The sequence below is a fragment of the Paenibacillus sp. FW104-T2 genome, assembly GCF_058789975.1.
Window position 1 is genome coordinate 13,291 of sequence record NZ_JBYTCE010000009.1, and the last position, 15,317, is coordinate 28,607.

General features: G+C 45.3%; 14 protein-coding genes and 1 riboswitch. All 14 genes read left to right on the forward strand.

The annotated features are described in order from the left end of the window. Window position 1 precedes the first annotated feature (1 nt). The 14 genes from AC3WQ3_RS13125 (at window position 2) to AC3WQ3_RS13190 (ending at window position 15,312) form a co-directional block, all read left to right on the forward strand. Window positions 2–775 (forward strand): ATP-binding cassette domain-containing protein, encoded by a 774-nt coding sequence (locus AC3WQ3_RS13125; protein WP_154894359.1) that lies wholly within the window; start codon window positions 2–4, stop codon window positions 773–775. 6 nt (window positions 776–781) lie between these two features. Further along, window positions 782–1,831, forward strand: coding sequence for a 23S rRNA (cytidine(2498)-2'-O)-methyltransferase RlmM (locus tag AC3WQ3_RS13130; protein WP_492472468.1), 1,050 nt, complete (start codon window positions 782–784; stop codon window positions 1,829–1,831). A gap of 179 nt (window positions 1,832–2,010) precedes the next feature. Continuing rightward, complete coding sequence (locus AC3WQ3_RS13135; RefSeq protein WP_492472469.1) at window positions 2,011–3,486, forward strand: serine/threonine protein kinase; 1,476 nt, start codon at window positions 2,011–2,013, stop codon at window positions 3,484–3,486. Window positions 3,487–3,516: 30 nt separating this feature from the next. Then, the gene (locus AC3WQ3_RS13140; RefSeq protein WP_492472470.1) at window positions 3,517–4,533 is read left to right on the forward strand and encodes an SAF domain-containing protein; all 1,017 of its coding nucleotides are present in this window, start codon (window positions 3,517–3,519) and stop codon (window positions 4,531–4,533) included. A 74-nt stretch (window positions 4,534–4,607) separates the two neighbouring features. After that, entirely contained in the window at window positions 4,608–5,321 is a 714-nt protein-coding gene (locus AC3WQ3_RS13145) for a hypothetical protein (protein WP_336781986.1), read from the forward strand. Further along, the gene (locus tag AC3WQ3_RS13150; RefSeq protein WP_492472471.1) at window positions 5,318–6,148 is read left to right on the forward strand and encodes a CpaE/TadZ family protein; all 831 of its coding nucleotides are present in this window, start codon (window positions 5,318–5,320) and stop codon (window positions 6,146–6,148) included. Before AC3WQ3_RS13145 ends, AC3WQ3_RS13150 begins: the two co-directional genes overlap by 4 nt. Window positions 6,149–6,155: 7 nt before the next feature. Further along, entirely contained in the window at window positions 6,156–7,982 is a 1,827-nt protein-coding gene (locus tag AC3WQ3_RS13155; protein WP_492472472.1) for a pilus assembly protein CpaF, read from the forward strand. After that, a complete protein-coding gene (locus AC3WQ3_RS13160) occupies window positions 7,972–10,038 on the forward strand; it encodes a hypothetical protein (RefSeq protein ID WP_492472473.1) in 2,067 nt (688 codons plus the stop codon). Before AC3WQ3_RS13155 ends, AC3WQ3_RS13160 begins: the two co-directional genes overlap by 11 nt. 64 nt (window positions 10,039–10,102) lie before the next feature. Further along, window positions 10,103–10,588 (forward strand): ABC transporter permease, encoded by a 486-nt coding sequence (locus AC3WQ3_RS13165; protein WP_095286462.1) that lies wholly within the window; start codon window positions 10,103–10,105, stop codon window positions 10,586–10,588. Between the two features lie 16 nt (window positions 10,589–10,604). Beyond that, entirely contained in the window at window positions 10,605–11,003 is a 399-nt protein-coding gene (locus AC3WQ3_RS13170) for a hypothetical protein (RefSeq protein ID WP_336781982.1), read from the forward strand. Then, window positions 11,000–11,551 (forward strand): hypothetical protein, encoded by a 552-nt coding sequence (locus AC3WQ3_RS13175; protein WP_336781981.1) that lies wholly within the window; start codon window positions 11,000–11,002, stop codon window positions 11,549–11,551. The genes AC3WQ3_RS13170 and AC3WQ3_RS13175 overlap by 4 nt, the downstream gene beginning before the upstream one ends. Further along, window positions 11,538–12,533 (forward strand): hypothetical protein, encoded by a 996-nt coding sequence (locus AC3WQ3_RS13180; protein WP_492472474.1) that lies wholly within the window; start codon window positions 11,538–11,540, stop codon window positions 12,531–12,533. The genes AC3WQ3_RS13175 and AC3WQ3_RS13180 overlap by 14 nt, the downstream gene beginning before the upstream one ends. A 138-nt stretch (window positions 12,534–12,671) precedes the next feature. Beyond that, the gene (locus AC3WQ3_RS13185; RefSeq protein ID WP_095286466.1) at window positions 12,672–14,222 is read left to right on the forward strand and encodes an ABC-F family ATP-binding cassette domain-containing protein; all 1,551 of its coding nucleotides are present in this window, start codon (window positions 12,672–12,674) and stop codon (window positions 14,220–14,222) included. Window positions 14,223–14,330: 108 nt separating this feature from the next. Then, a riboswitch (TPP riboswitch) is annotated at window positions 14,331–14,440 on the forward strand. Between the two features lie 245 nt (window positions 14,441–14,685). Continuing rightward, a complete protein-coding gene (locus AC3WQ3_RS13190) occupies window positions 14,686–15,312 on the forward strand; it encodes a thiamine phosphate synthase (RefSeq protein WP_336781979.1) in 627 nt (208 codons plus the stop codon). The last annotated feature ends 5 nt before the right edge of the window (window positions 15,313–15,317 follow it).

Consider the following 15,317-nt stretch of genomic DNA (forward strand, 5'->3'; position numbering starts at 1 on the left):
GATTATTTCGATGGAGCATGTTTCTCTCCGCCGTGAGGATAATCAGATCCTGGATGACGTTCATCTGCATATTGAGCAGGGCGAGCATTGGGTCATTCTGGGACGTAACGGTTCAGGCAAAACAACGCTGCTGGAAATGATGAATGGATATATGTTCCCCAGTCAAGGGCGTATTGAGGTGCTGGGGAACTTATATGGGCAATGTGACGTTCGTGAAGTCAGAAAAGAGATTGGTTATATCAGTCAAACGCTGATTGAAAAACTGACATTGCGAGATCCGGTCTGGGAGGTCGTTGCGACAGGTGCATTTGCCTTTTTGCGTTTTTATCAGACCATTCCCGATGAAGTAAAGACCAGAGCCTTGAATCTTCTGGATGACATGGGCTTCGCTAAACTGGCTAATCACCCGCTCGGTACACTTTCCCAGGGCGAGCGAAAAAAAGTCATGCTGGCACGTTCACTGATGGCGGACCCTAAGTTACTAATTATGGACGAGCCGTGCGCTGGACTCGATCTGTACGAACGGGAAAAAATGTTGGCTGAAATCGACCGACTTCGTCAGCGCAATATAACAGTAGTATATGTAACACATCATGTAGAAGAGATCATGCCCTTATTTACACATGTAGCATTAATTCGCGAAGGTCGTATTGCTGCGGCTGGAAACAAACATGAAGTTTTGACACAGGATACAATTATGCATACGTATGACATTCCGGTCGACATTGAGTGGGATCACGATCGACCATGGATTCGCGTACGTTCTGGAGGGTAACACAAGTTGAGTACACAGTCGTCTAGCGGAGAAGGGAACTTCTCCCGTTTTATCTGCACAGCCAATCATGGCTTTGCACCCTATGCTCAGGAAGAACTGCGCCGTACATTTGGTGCTGTTAAGAGCACGGTACTTGTACCGGGTGAAGTCCTTCTTGCCGGCTTACCGGTAACAGAAGAAGAGGTATCGATCAAACTCCTTGAGGAAAATCCAACGTTTTTACGTCACATTCAGCCTGTTCAGTTTCAGGAGAATACGGAAGATTCTAATCAGGCGATGGAGAAACTGATTGCCTTTATTACAAACCATACGGAGTTGACCGGAACCAAAGTGGCATTACAGGTTCGTAAAACGGAAGGTTCATTTTGGCTGGAGAACGCCGCTTCATTGAAGCAATGGTTGACCGAAAAGCTGGATACACTAGGCTGTGAGTGGGTTGTTCGTGATGCAGACTCTGTTATTTCTGTGTTTGCGGCAGATGATGTATTGTATGCTGGCATATCACGACCTGAACAGAACCTTTCCGACTGGAACGGGGGAGCTGTACGCTTTCAAAAAGAGGAAGGCCAGATCTCACGAGCCAAATTCAAGATGCTTGAGGCAGAGCAGACATTTGGCATCGATTTTGCATCGTTTCACAAGGCGCTTGATATTGGTGCGGCCCCTGGTGGTTGGACTTCCTTTCTGCTGGAACGAGGACTAGAAGTCACAGCAGTGGACCCGGCCAAAATGGATGCCACACTTCTGGAATCGCCCAAACTTACGTTTTTGAAAAAGAATGCAGGTGATGTTCGGTTCCGTGAAGGTGAATTTGATCTGCTTGTCTGTGACATGAGCTGGAGTCCCAAATTGATGAGCCGACTCGTTTCGGACTTGTTATACAGTCTTCAATCCGGTGGAACAGCGGTTGTTACGGTAAAATTGCTTCATAAAAAACCACTTGCGCTGATCAAGGAAGTCATTGACACGTTTGAGCGTTCACGAATGCAGATTCAACGATCCAAACAATTGTTTCACAATCGTGAGGAAATAACACTTTATATGATTAAATATTAAGCGGGTAAAGATTTTAAATTTACTACTTTACAACATCTTGTGGCGTATACTATAATGATACCAATATTAACCATAATGAATCCAAGGGAAAGCATCCCGAGGTGGACAAGTCCGGATAACCGGACTGTTGCACTTCGGTAAGCTTTCCCTTTTTTGTTATGCAGAAAGGAGGATTATACATGAGACATCCGGCGAGGCTGGAACACGGAAGCCTGCTGGGAGGACGATATCGAATCGAGTCCGTACTGGGTACAGGTGGGATGAGTCACGTATATAAGGCAGAAGATATGAAGTTGCCAGGTAAAACCTGGGCAATAAAAGAAAGTGTTGCTACGGTACCATATGAATCGAGTATGGAGACGGAAGCTGCTCTTTTAACCTCACTCAGGCATCCCAGATTACCGTTGATTGTTGATTTTTTTGTACCGGATGAAGAGGGCTACACGTACCTGGTAATGGAATACATTGAAGGTCAGACACTGAGTGATTATCACAAGCAATGTCGCGGAAAGATTCCCCTCGAACATATGACAGATTTTGTGCTCCAATTACTTGACGTGCTCAGTTATTTGCATGGTCTGAATCCAGCAGTGATCTATCGCGATCTGAAGCCATCCAACATTATGATAACCCCAGACCATGAAGTCAGGTTGATTGATTTTGGGATTGCTCGCAGCTTCAAGGCTCAGCATACAGAGGATACGGTGAAACTGGGTACGGCAGGGTTTGCTGCTCCCGAACAATACGGTACCGGACAGACGGATGCCAGATCGGATTTGTATGGGCTCGGAGCACTGCTGCTCTACCTCATGACGGGTGGTACATATACAGAATGGATACAAGGCGTCGAAAGTTCCATACGCAGTGATGTACCTCGCACTTACATTCCGGTTGTACGGCGATTGTTGAGACAGAACCCCGAGGAACGCTTCCAATCTGCCGATGAAGTCCGCAAAGAACTGCTTCGAAGACCTGGAATAACGGAGAGTAATGATTCGACAACATTGACAATTAGCGGTGGAACTAGAGTTATTGCTCTGACAGGAGCATCTTCCGGTGTTGGGGTGACGCATACCGCCATAGCCATTAGCCATTACCTGGAGAGACAACAGTTTAAGGTGGCAGTCATCGAGATGTCGCCGCGCTCCCAATCGTTTGCAAGGATTCAGCAAGTTGCCCAAGCTGGGAAACCATTATCGGCAGGAAGACAGTTTGCAGTAGACGGAGTGCACTATTGGAAGCAGTCCGGACGAGCAGACATTTTGTCTCTGCTGGGTGGCAGCTACCAATTCATCGTTATGGATCTGGGTAGTGGTCAGGATCAGAATCGACTGGAGGAATTTCTGAGAGCAGACCTGCCTATTGTTGTGGGCTCAGGTGCTGAGTGGAAGCAGGCAGAGATTAATGCATTTGTTCGTTCGCATCATCGTTATCCGAGAGACAAATGGATTTATTGTTTGCCGCTTGCAGCCACAGATGCTGTTCAACGTGTACGTAGAACTTTGAATACATCAAGTGTGTACGGACTTCCATTGCACATTGATCCTTTTGATAGGGATTCTCAGACAGACAAGGTATTAGCCCATATATTGAATCATTTGATCGGGCAGCAGCCCAAGAAGCGTTCGTTTTTTGCAAGAAGAATAAAATCATGATTAGAGGAGCTTGTGAAAGGAGAGCCTTTTTTGTCCAAATTAAGAAAACAAAGCCGACAAATGATCTATGCCGGATTAACCGGTGCGGGAGCAGTAGGATTATTATTCGGGGGATATGTCATCTACAACGTGATTACAATGAATGACACCAAATCTGAAATGGAGTCCCAGTATGCTTCAGCTTACGAACAAAAAGAAGCTGAGCTACTGCAGCAATGGAACACAGGAGCACAAGGCTGGGTAACGGTACGTGACGTTGAAGCAGGAGAACCGATCTTACCCCAGGATATTAAGCTTATCGCGATACCTGATGCTCAAGCGCCACGTAATTTATGGTCCAGCACCAAAGAGATGGATGGGCAAGTAGCCAAAATAGAACTGAAAAAAGGAACAGCCATAACAACCGAAATGGTTTATGAAGACACGCCAGCACCGCCAGATCTAAGAAATCGTGAACTGCAGGTCGTTTTATTACCCACTTCACTTGCACAAGGCGATAATATAGACATTCGCATCCAATTTCCAACAGGTCAGGACTATATCCTTCTGTCCAAGAAGAAAGTAGAGCGCCTGAATGAAGCGACGTTGTGGATTACCATGACCGAGGAAGAGATTTTGTCGCTGTCCAGCGCAATCGTAGATGCCTATTTACATAAAGCTTCAATTTATGCACTAACGTATGTTGAGCCTCAGTTTCAGACAGCTGCAATTCCAACGTACCCTGCCAATAGTGAAGTGCTGAAACTGCTTGAAAGTGACCCGAACATTGTTCGAAGGGCAGAACAGGAGTTGTCGAGACAGGTACGGAGTTCACTTGAGAGCTCTCTGGCTGCTTCCATGACAGCGCCCTCCCAAAGCGTTGAGCAAGATGTTGCACAATCATCCGTTTCTCATAACAGCAGACCTCGCTCTAACAATATTTCGGACGAAGTCATATGGAATGACGGATCAGGAAGCAATCAGCAAACGACAAATGGAAACAATCAATCCACGGAGTCTTCCGCATATACGGATGAACAGAAAAACCTGTTGACCGGAGGAGAGTAATAGACATTCGAAATGCAAAAATATAATGCTGATAACAACGTATTAATGCATAAAAGGAAGGAGTTGAGTGTCACGTGCATACTTGGATTTTCGCTGGATTATGTGAAAAAAATGATCTTATGTTATATCTGTGCAAAATTTTAGCCACTTCAGGCAAGCGGGTGTTACTGGTTGACGGAACTTTACAACAAAAGTATGGGTACGGGGTTGGAGAAGGACACCATGCTCTACGTATCACCGAATTTGAGGGTTTTGATATTGCCTGTCACTTTGTAACTTCGGCCGCGGTTGAGAGTCATCTGGAGGCTAGTGGAGAAGGTTTGGAATCCTATGATTTTGTCCTGTATGACATGGAAACCTCCCATTTCGCCTCTAGAGAATTATGGCTCACGGCTGATATTCGAGTCTGGGTGAGTGATTATGAACGTTACAATCTGGAACGAGGAAAAGGCTGGTTGAGGCGGCTTCTTGAAGAGCAATCATTACCAACAGAGCTTTCATTTCAGCGCATTCTGATTAATGCAGTTGACTGCAAATTGGAAGAACGTTACCTATGGGCCTATCTGGAAGGAAGTCCTTTTGTTTGGACAGGCGAATCTTTGATACTTCCATGGGATGAACTGACTGCTGCGGTGAAATTGGAAAATGAACATCACCGTCGGGTGCGGTTAGGGCCTTTGTCACGGAGCTACAAAAAATCACTATGTCGTTTGTTCGAACAATTGACTGGATGGGAAAGTGTTCGTAGTCGAAGAGCGATAAAGGAAGCGGAAAGGATGAGAGCATGAGCAACATTTTGTTTTGGAGTCCTTTTGCAGGTTCGGGCAGTACGTCCAGTGCAGTAATTAGCGCCTACGCCATGGCACTTCAATACAGGATCCGAGTTTTATTAGTGAACACAGGTCCAGTCGGCAGTGGTATTGAAGCACCGCTTCCATCTATGGAATTAGGGCAGGCTGACAGTCTGTTCAGATTTGAAGAGGGTGGTTGGGATGCAGTAGAACGACTACATATAAGCGGAAGCCTCAATAAGCATAATTTGAAGGATTACGCGAAGCCGCTATTACGGGATAGATTGGATTTATTGACCGGAAGAATTAACCAGATGGAACGTACGCCCAAAGAACACATTGAAACGTTGAAAGCACTGCTGGAAGTGGCAAATGAGTACTACGATATGGTTTTGCTGGATGTGGACCGTGAGGGAATGGATGCGACCGTTCTGCTGGCTCAAGCTGATTATGTTGTAGTGAATTTGACACAAAATATGCGGGATCTGGAATTGTTTTTTGAACACAACAAACCTGATCACTTAAGTAATCAAAACATGCATGTTGTCATCAACAAGTATGATCCGCAAGCAAGGGCAACTCTTAATAACATTCGCCGACGTTTCCGTTACAAGGGCTCCATATCCATTGTGCCTTATACGACTGCATTTCTGGATGCTGTGAATCGGAGGGATACGGCTACGTATCTGCAGCTTGAAGGATTGAGTGACAGTAGAGATCTTCGAAAAGGAAGCATGGCCGCCAGTATGGCTGAACTTGCTCGCCTGATTATGGACGGTGCAGGTATGCGTACTGTTCTGAAAAGGCTGGAAAGGGGAGCCTGAACCTTCAATGCTCTGGAATACGATAGGGATCAGTTTTATTGTAATAGCTGTTTTGACATACATCTGGATCAAAACGAAATCATTCCATCGGCAAAAAAATGCAGGAACTCCTGAACGCGAGGCATTTACGATTGGAACGCTAACTGAACAGGTGAAGAACTCGCTGCATGAATTAAGTCATAGTCAGCTTGCGGATATCGGTCTTCATGAAGAAGAATATCGCAGGAGAATCAATCAGCGTGCCGAGATGAGAAAAGCGCTGAAAGGCTGCGTCTCTGGCAGCATAAGTGACAAAACCTATGTAAAGAACCTGATCGCTGACTTACTTACTCGAAACATAGGTCTGAATAAAACCAATGTGGATGAAGTCATCCTTTTTGCGGAACCCGAGCTGTTATCCGTTCAAGACCAGTTTGAAATTGTCTTTTACCTGTACCGACAGCAGTTCGGCGTCGATGCCTTGTCACGCTTGATTGACACTTACGATCTGGGCAAACTCCGATTGGAGGATGGTGCTGAGGACGGCGGTGGATATTATGTTTCCGAGGAAGATATCCGGTATGTATTTGAATGCGAGTACCGTGAACTCGGATTTAGAGAAAAAACGGATATTATCGTCCAGCGGATATACCAGCATTACAAAGGCTTCTCGGTTGTAGATGAAATCAGAGACCAGCGAATTGACGGGGTTAGCGGTGGGGTTAGCGGTATGTTGGATGCCATGCAGGATATCGGAGTTAAGCACCCGGCTTCCTGGAATGATCTGTTGGAAGATGGCTTGGAGGATACACCCGTTGCCGTTCCGCTAAGTGGTATGGAGAGTGTTTGGATTTTTTACAAAGGGAAGTCGATCCATCTTTCATTTTTATCGTTTGGTAGTACACGGGAGCTGAAGAGGGTTTGTCAGAATATTTATAAATATAATTATCCTGGTCAGTTATCTGAAGCGAATGGATATAAGGTTAACGAAATGAAGGATGGCTCTCGTGTCGTTGTGGTACGGCCTCCTTTTGCAGAATCCTGGGCGTTTTTTGTCCGGAAATTCGATATTCCCAATGCGTTGCTTGAGCAATTAATAACCGGCAGCAATGCCGAACTGCCAATCACATTACTGAAGTACCTCATGAAAGGAAGTCGTATTACAGCTGTGACTGGTGCTCAGGGATCTGGTAAAACGACGCTGCTGATGGCGATGGTCAAGCATATCTATGCCTCATACACTCTGCGTGTACAAGAAATGGCATTCGAGCTGCAGCTGCGTCGAATCTACAGTCGTCGTAATATTCTGAGCTTTCGGGAGACGGAACATATTTCAGGTCAACAAGGACTGGATTTGCAGAAAAAAACAGATGGAACAGTCAACATACTGGGAGAGGTTGCGAGTGATGAGGTTGCTGCCTGGATGATTCAAATGTCGCAGGTGGCGAGTTTGTTCACTCTGTTTACCCACCATGCCAAGACATTCCGGGATCTGGTATTCTCGCTCCGCAACTCTTTGCTCAAAACAGGCATGTTTCAACATGAGCACATTGCTGAAGAACAGGTCGTCAGTGTCATCAATTTTGATGTGCACATGAAAAAGGACCCCGAAGGACGCAGATACATAGAGCGAATTACAGAGTGCCTGCCTCGTGCTGATCAGGTGGACAGTGTGGAAGAACGGGCAGGGTTTGCTTTTCGGAATGTCATTGAATACAAGGATGGCGAATATGTGGTAACCGCTCCCCTGTCACCTAGCTGCATTATGGATATGCGGGACCAAATGACATTGCACGATGCTGCACAGTTTGAACAGTTTATTGAGCGGCACTGGGGTGATATGCATGACAACTAAATCGTGGCTTATCCTTTTGCTGGGTATATGTATCTCCGGGCTCGTGATTACGCTCCTGACTCTCCAATTCTTTCAAAAGAGGGGGAAGGGCTTAAGCGATAGAGTTCCTGGAACAACAACTCCTGTTGCCAATCGAACGGTCCGGTTAAGGTCATTTCTGCTGCAGTCCTATCGCTGGGGTGCGAGGGTACCGATTTTGGCATCTTACATCTATTTAATTCAGAAGCGGATCTCATTCAGACATGTTGGAGACGAAGCATCTTTACGACGTATGACCATGACTGTTGTTCTGATTGTTGCGGGAGGATGCGGAAGTATTAGTATCGTGCTGTTCTTCATGCAACCAGGGATTGCTTTCGTCATTTTGTCTGTACTTTGCGCTGTCGTAATCCATAGTCTTGTTGTGGACTTGTGGTTGAATCGCACAGAGAAACGGCTGCTGGTCCAAATGTTGGATCTGTTTGCGGACGTGCGACATCGATACCACCAGCACGGGATGATCGAAGAAGCACTCTATGAAGCTGGAGAAGCTGGTGTGGGTGAAGCTGCCGATCAGGTATTGCTAATCTATGAGGCACTGACTTCACCAGATCCCAATGAAGCGTTGGAAAGGTATTACGAGATAGCCCCCAACCGATTTCTGAAGGCTTTTGCTGGCATCTCCTATATGGTAATGGAGTTTGGGGACAAGGACAGAGCTCAAGGTTCAATCTACCTGAAAGGTTTGGGAAACCTGACTCAGGAAATTCATTTGGAAATTTTACGGCGGGACAAGTTGGATTACCTTTTAAGAGGATTAAACATGATTGCGCTGGCTCCGGTATTATTTACGGCTCCCATTGAACGCTGGGCGAGAGGCAGTTTCCCGACCATGGATGAGTTTTACCGCAGCAAGCTTGGATTCATAACCAAAATATCCATCTATATCATCATAATTTTGGCCTACTTGCTGTTGCAGAGACTTCAGCATTACGATGAAACGCGATTCCGCTCAGGGCACAAACCTTCCATCATGGACCGTTTCTTGTACAACCAAAAATTCATTCGTAAATTGGCCATGTTGTTTGCTGCTAAACCAGGAAGTACAAATTATACCCAGACCGTAAGGCTGATGAGGGAGAGCAGCGCTGAATTAAAATACGAGTGGCTGGCGATCCGCAGACTGATGTTGTTTGTGTGCTCCTTTGCACTGGCTATCGGTTGTATATTACTGCTTCATCATATTGAACGAAATCATGTTCTATACGATCCGGTAAGAGATGACCGCATGTTTGGAGCAATGGCCGAAGCGGAACTGAATCAGGCTGCAGAAAAAACAGCTTTGGACCGAGAGGTAATGGAGCGGTTAGGCATGAAACGTGGAACTAGTTATGATGACGTGTTTAACATGTTACAACAGGTTTCCTCCATCCCACTAGACTCTGCTACACAAACTGAGACCAGTCTGCGCATTATTCAAAAGCTCGAAGTATACAACAAGCAGTATTTGCACTGGTGGGAGCTGCTGATTGCAATCTTTATCGGCGCGGCGGGATATTACATGCCCATATGGCTCATGATGTTCCAGCGTAAAATGCGAAGTATGGACATGAAACACGAAATTTACCAATATCAGACGGTGATCTCCATTTTGCGTGAGATGGACCGAATGTCCGTTGAAGAGATTTTGGAATGGCTTAATCGCTTTGCCGTCATTTTCAAACGACCCCTTCAAAAATGTCTGCTGCACTTTGAACATGGACCAGAAAATGCACTCGAGCAGCTGAAAGAGGATGCAGGGTTGCCTGAATTTCAGCGTTTGGTGGACAAACTGCAGCTTGCACTCGGTAAAATATCGATTCGTGAAGCGTTTGATGATCTGGACAGTATGATGACTTTTTATTTTGATCAGCGGAAGCAGGAGTATACCAGAATGATAGATGCAAAAGCCTCATGGGGCAGAATGATTGGCTTTACCCCGATGTATGCCCTTATTTTTCTCTATCTGGTCATCCCGCTTGTTGGTATGAGCTTCCTGCAAATGAACATTTATTATGAACAAATTCAGAAGCTGTAGCGGTTCAGGTTGAACCCGTTCAGGCTGATGTACATTTATTTATCAAAACTTAGGAGGATTTAACATGAATAATGCTTCAAGTGCTTTAAAGGTAGCCGCAGGGATCTTTTTGACGATTGCCCTTATTACGATTGTAGTGCTGCTGTTTATTTCTGCTCAGGAGGCGACCAAAACAGCGCAAAACAATTTTGCGGACATTCAGACAGAATTGTCTCAGGCCGCATTTACGGTGTATGACGGGACTACGATCAGTGGCTCCCAAGTTACTAACGCACTGCGAAAATATGCGGACAAGGATCAATTTGGTATCCAGGTCATTACAGGAAAAAACAAGGGTGGTCAGTGGTATGGCAATGAGTTGAACATTTCTCAGGATATTAATAATGCGGACTACGGTTCAGTTGTTGCTCCAGATAACAAAGTGGGCAGTATTAATCAGACGATGAGCGAAAAGGACAATCAATACGTTAACCCAAGTGGAAAGTTCAAGGCCGTTATCGTTAAAGACAAATCAAATGTGGTGAGAGGACTAATCTTCCAGCAATCCTGACAGGAGTTGGTTTCCATTGTCCCAGAATACACAGCAGCTCATGTTGTTTTGTACTGCAATTGTCCTGTTTGTAACAGCCTGTCTATATGGACAACAAAGCGTTAGCGTATTGGCCAGTGCTTTGAGTTCCAGCGTGCACACGAATGAAGACATGGAAGGAAGAATAAATACGACATTAAGAATAAGCAAACCCCTTCGTTACAGCGGAGCTGAGGTGTTACATACGGTTAGACAAATGACGGGTACAGCGGTGGAAGTGCAGGTTGACGGGAAAAAGTATACGATAGACCCGCTTATCAACCGAAGTGCGACCATACCTGTTCACGTGTCCGCTTCCTATAAACCGGAGTTTATGAGAGATGATAGCGGGGAATTGCTTCGAATTGCATTTTGGAGGGAGGCCAGTATCAATTGATAAATGCTGTATCCAAGCTGCTAGCAGTTATGCTGGCAGTACTTCTGCTATATGTATATCCGACTGCGGAAACGGCAGATCGACAAGACGATATAGCGCGAATGGTCACATATCAGACGGTTACCCGCTTTGTGGATTCAGTCAGAACGAAAGGTTACATTTCTCCTGGGATGTATGCCGAATTTGAAGAACAGCTGGCGCGAACAGGCAATGTTTATGATATTTCCATGGAGCATCTGCACAAAAAATATGTTCCTCATTACACGGATCCGATGGATCAAGGTACATTTACAGGAACATATGAGACGGTACAGGATGCATATTACTCAGCGCAAATCTTAGAAAAAATGTTCCCTGTCTCGGGCGCGTACGCAGCCGATGATCCGCTTCGTAGATACACGCTGACCGTGGGTGACTTTTTCACGATTACACTTAAAAATACCAATCGGACATCAGCCATGCTGATTCGCGAGTGGCTGAATGGTACGGCTCCTGCGGCAGCAGTGTTTACCACTTATGGAGGCATGGTTCTCAATGAAGATTACTGATTTGTCCATTGTGTTTGTTCTCGTATTTCTACCCTTTTTTTGGATGGTTTCTCGGAATACCCATGATGCGGATGAAGCTCAGCTTCTTAATCATAGGTATAGATCAGCCCTCCAAACAGCTGTATTGGACGCGGGAAACGTAATGCATCAGAATGAGAAGCAAAACAGTGAGGCAGGATATGATTCCACCAAATTCGTAAAGGCAGATAAGGAACTGGCGCTTCAGACATTCACTCAGACGATGGCCTTAAATATGGGCATACATGACGATCCAGAGGCAATACAAGCACTGTTTGATTACATACCGGCCATAGTTGTACTGGATTACGATGGTTATTATATCTTAGCTAAGGAAGCGGAGATGACTGGTGAGATTGATGATTCGTACCACCAGGTATGGAGTCCTAAAATGCCTTATACATATTCAGATTCAGACGGCAGCAGCATTAATTTTACACTTGACGGTTATGTTTATGCTTATGATGCCGTTCAGGGTAAATGGATTGAAGGTTTTCAAAGGGAACTCGCTTCGACTAGTGGAATTCCATTGCTGCAAAATTCAGATTCGTTTGAGCAGGTCAGACAAACTCGCATCGTCATGAGCGTACAGGAGAATCTCGCTGAAGTCATTAATCGGCATAATGAGTTTGCAAGAAGAAACGGGATATCCTATACGTTTACCTTGCCTCTTATTTCTCAGGAGGATTGGTACAATACGATTAATGATACGGGGATCATGGCCTTTATTCAAGGCTTGCCTGTAGGGATCCAGAAGGTAAACACCTATGCCATCGGTGGAGGAAGGTTGGTTAAAAGAACAGCAGTCATTGGAGGGATAGAACCTTCTACCGGCATAAAGTATTATTATCCAGCAACTTGTAAGAATAACTTCCGAGCTGAAGAAGTTTTTACCGATGCGAAGCAGGCAGCGGCGGCGGGGTATTTTGAGGGGAATTGTTACATAAACAAGGTTGTTCACTAAGTAAGACTGCTGCGCTTACTACATTGCTTTCAGAAAAGGCAGGTCCTGTGCTAAAATAGGGTTTCAGTTCAGAACTTGACCGGTATCAACAATACCGAATAAAAAGTAATGTTAAATAGATAGGAGCAACCTCATCTCATGAGTTTATTGTCAGTGGAGAACGTCAGTCACAATTTTGGTGACCGCACGTTATTTAAAAATGTATCTTTTCGTTTACTTGCAGGAGAGCGTGTAGGCTTGGTCGGAGCAAATGGTGTAGGAAAGTCCACTTTAATGAACATTTTGACCGGAAAATTGCTGAAAGACAGCGGGAAAGTAGAGTGGACACCAAAAGTCCGTTACGGATATTTGGATCAGCATACCAAGCTGACTCCTGGCAAAACAATCCGTGACGTTTTAAAAGATGCCTTCCTTCCCCTGCTTGAACTGGAAAAAGAAATGATGGCCATTACAGACCAGATGGCTGATGCAGACCCAGACCAGCTTGAAAAACTGCTGGAAGAAATGGGTGAAATCCAGGAGCAGCTTGAACAGGGCGATTTTTATTTGATTGATGTAAAAGTGGAAGAAATGGCGAACGGCCTCGGATTATCCGCTATTGGGCTTGATCGTGACGTCGCTGCTCTAAGCGGTGGACAACGGACCAAAGTATTGCTCGCCAAGTTGTTGCTCGAGAAACCGACGGCTCTTTTGCTGGACGAGCCAACAAACTACCTGGACGTGGAGCACATTGAATGGTTAACGCGATATTTGAAAGATTACCCTTATGCATTCATCCTGATTTCACATGATACGGAGTTCATGAATGAAGTCGTTAACGTCATTTATCATCTGGAATTTGCTAAATTGACGCGTTATGCTGCCAACTACAATAAGTTTCTTGAAATGGCCGATATGCAAAAAGCACAACATATCGACGCTTATGAGAAACAGCAGGAATATATTAAGAAACAGGAAGATTTCATTCAGCGTAACAAGGCAAGAGCCTCCACTTCCGGACGTGCCAAAAGCCGTGAGAAACAGCTGGGCAAGATTGAACGAATTGATCGCCCGGATGAAGCAGCAAAGCCGACATTTAAATTCAAAGATGCCCGTGCCAGCAGCAAAACAGTATTCGAGGGAATTGATTTCGAGATTGGTTATTCCTACCCTTTGCTGCCTAAGATGACAATGACCATTGAACGTGGTGAGAAAATAGCCATTGTTGGATGTAACGGTGTAGGTAAGTCGACACTTCTTAAAACCATATTGGGCAAAATCCCGCCGATCAGCGGTAAAACGTTCCTGGGGGATTATCTGGAAACGGCTTACTTTGAACAAGAAGTTCGGGCTGGTAACATTACCCCAATTGAAGATGTGTGGAACGAATTCTCCCATCTAACTCAGAATGAAGTACGCGGGCATCTGGCCCGCTGTGGTTTGAAAAACGAGCATATCACTCGTCCGCTGAGTGCACTTAGTGGGGGAGAACAAGCGAAAGTTCGCTTGTGCAAGCTTCTGATGCGTGAAAGCAACTGGATCCTGTTTGATGAACCGACAAACCACTTGGATGTAACAGCAAAAGCGGAGCTAAAACGAGCTTTACAAGAGTTTAAAGGTACAGTGCTGCTCGTTTCGCATGAACCTGAATTTTATCAGGATTGGGTCACCAAGACATGGGACGTTGAAGCCTGGTCTGAGAAAAACTAGTTGTTGCGGAGCAATCTAGTGCTCTACAATCAAAACATTCAGCAACATGAGTTTGAAAATCAACGGTGACAAAAAAAGGTGACTATGGTAACATAGGCTACAACTTCATACGATCACTAGGGGGGCCGCTCGATGCGGCTGAGATGGAATAATGCGATTCCGGACCCTTTGCACCTGATCTGGATTATACCAGCGTAGGGAAGTGGCGCGTTTTAGTTAATGATATGGGCAAATTAATATTCGATTTTGTAGCGAATGTGAATGCTCACAAGTGGAACATGAAGGTATCTCGTATATATCAGGGCTATGATTTAATAGCTTGTATACCTGACAACTGGCATGTGAAGCTCATTTAACTAACTGGACATGTTATCGCGGCCACTCCCTACGGGAGTGGCTTTTTTGTGCTTACATATTGTGACGGCAAGGAAGGTGAAACCAAACGGATACCTTTAAAAAACCTGTGAAATCACTATCGTTTGAACTGCATGCTGTTTCACCAGGGGTAGGGGATCAACAACGTTTTCTGAAGATTGCAGCGGATGCATGGCCTTGGCTTGACTATATCCACATCCGGGAAAAACATCTAACCACCGAACAAAAAATTCAATGGGCTCACAGTTTGCTGAACGCAGGAATTCCATCTGACAGGATCGTAATCAATGGTCTATGTGAGCTGAATAAGTTGGAGAAACATGTTTTCATTGAGAGGATTCATTGGGGTCAGTCCGATATGGCGACTACTCAAGGCAGCAGCCTGAACAAATGCGATCGACTTCGTCTCGGTATCTCTGTTCACTCTCTTCACGAAGCTAGAGCAGCTGAAGAACGGGGAGCGGATTATCTCTTTTATGGTCATGTATTTTCCTCCAGCAGTAAACCTGGGATCAAGCCGAGAGGGATAGATGCACTGTCTGAAATATGCTCAGCTGTTTCCATTCCCGTAATTGCCATTGGCGGAATTGAACCGGCAAACATAGCTGCTGTACGTGCAGCCGGAGCAAATGGTGCGGCAGTAATATCTTCGATCTGGACCAGTGATAATCCGGAAAGTGCGGCAGCAGCCTTGAGGTGGGCTATTGAACGATAGAAAGA

Excerpts from the sequence above, each read along its gene's own strand:
- AC3WQ3_RS13135 (WP_492472469.1), top strand. The coding sequence starts at position 2,011 with ATGAGACATCCGGCGAGGCTGGAACACGGAAGCCTGCTGGGAGGACGA.
- AC3WQ3_RS13150 (WP_492472471.1), top strand. The coding sequence starts at position 5,318 with ATGAGCAACATTTTGTTTTGGAGTCCTTTTGCAGGTTCGGGCAGTACG.
- AC3WQ3_RS13155 (WP_492472472.1), top strand. The coding sequence starts at position 6,156 with ATGCTCTGGAATACGATAGGGATCAGTTTTATTGTAATAGCTGTTTTG.
- AC3WQ3_RS13160 (WP_492472473.1), top strand. The coding sequence starts at position 7,972 with ATGACAACTAAATCGTGGCTTATCCTTTTGCTGGGTATATGTATCTCC.
- AC3WQ3_RS13165 (WP_095286462.1), top strand. The coding sequence starts at position 10,103 with ATGAATAATGCTTCAAGTGCTTTAAAGGTAGCCGCAGGGATCTTTTTG.
- AC3WQ3_RS13180 (WP_492472474.1), top strand. The coding sequence starts at position 11,538 with ATGAAGATTACTGATTTGTCCATTGTGTTTGTTCTCGTATTTCTACCC.
- AC3WQ3_RS13185 (WP_095286466.1), top strand. The coding sequence starts at position 12,672 with ATGAGTTTATTGTCAGTGGAGAACGTCAGTCACAATTTTGGTGACCGC.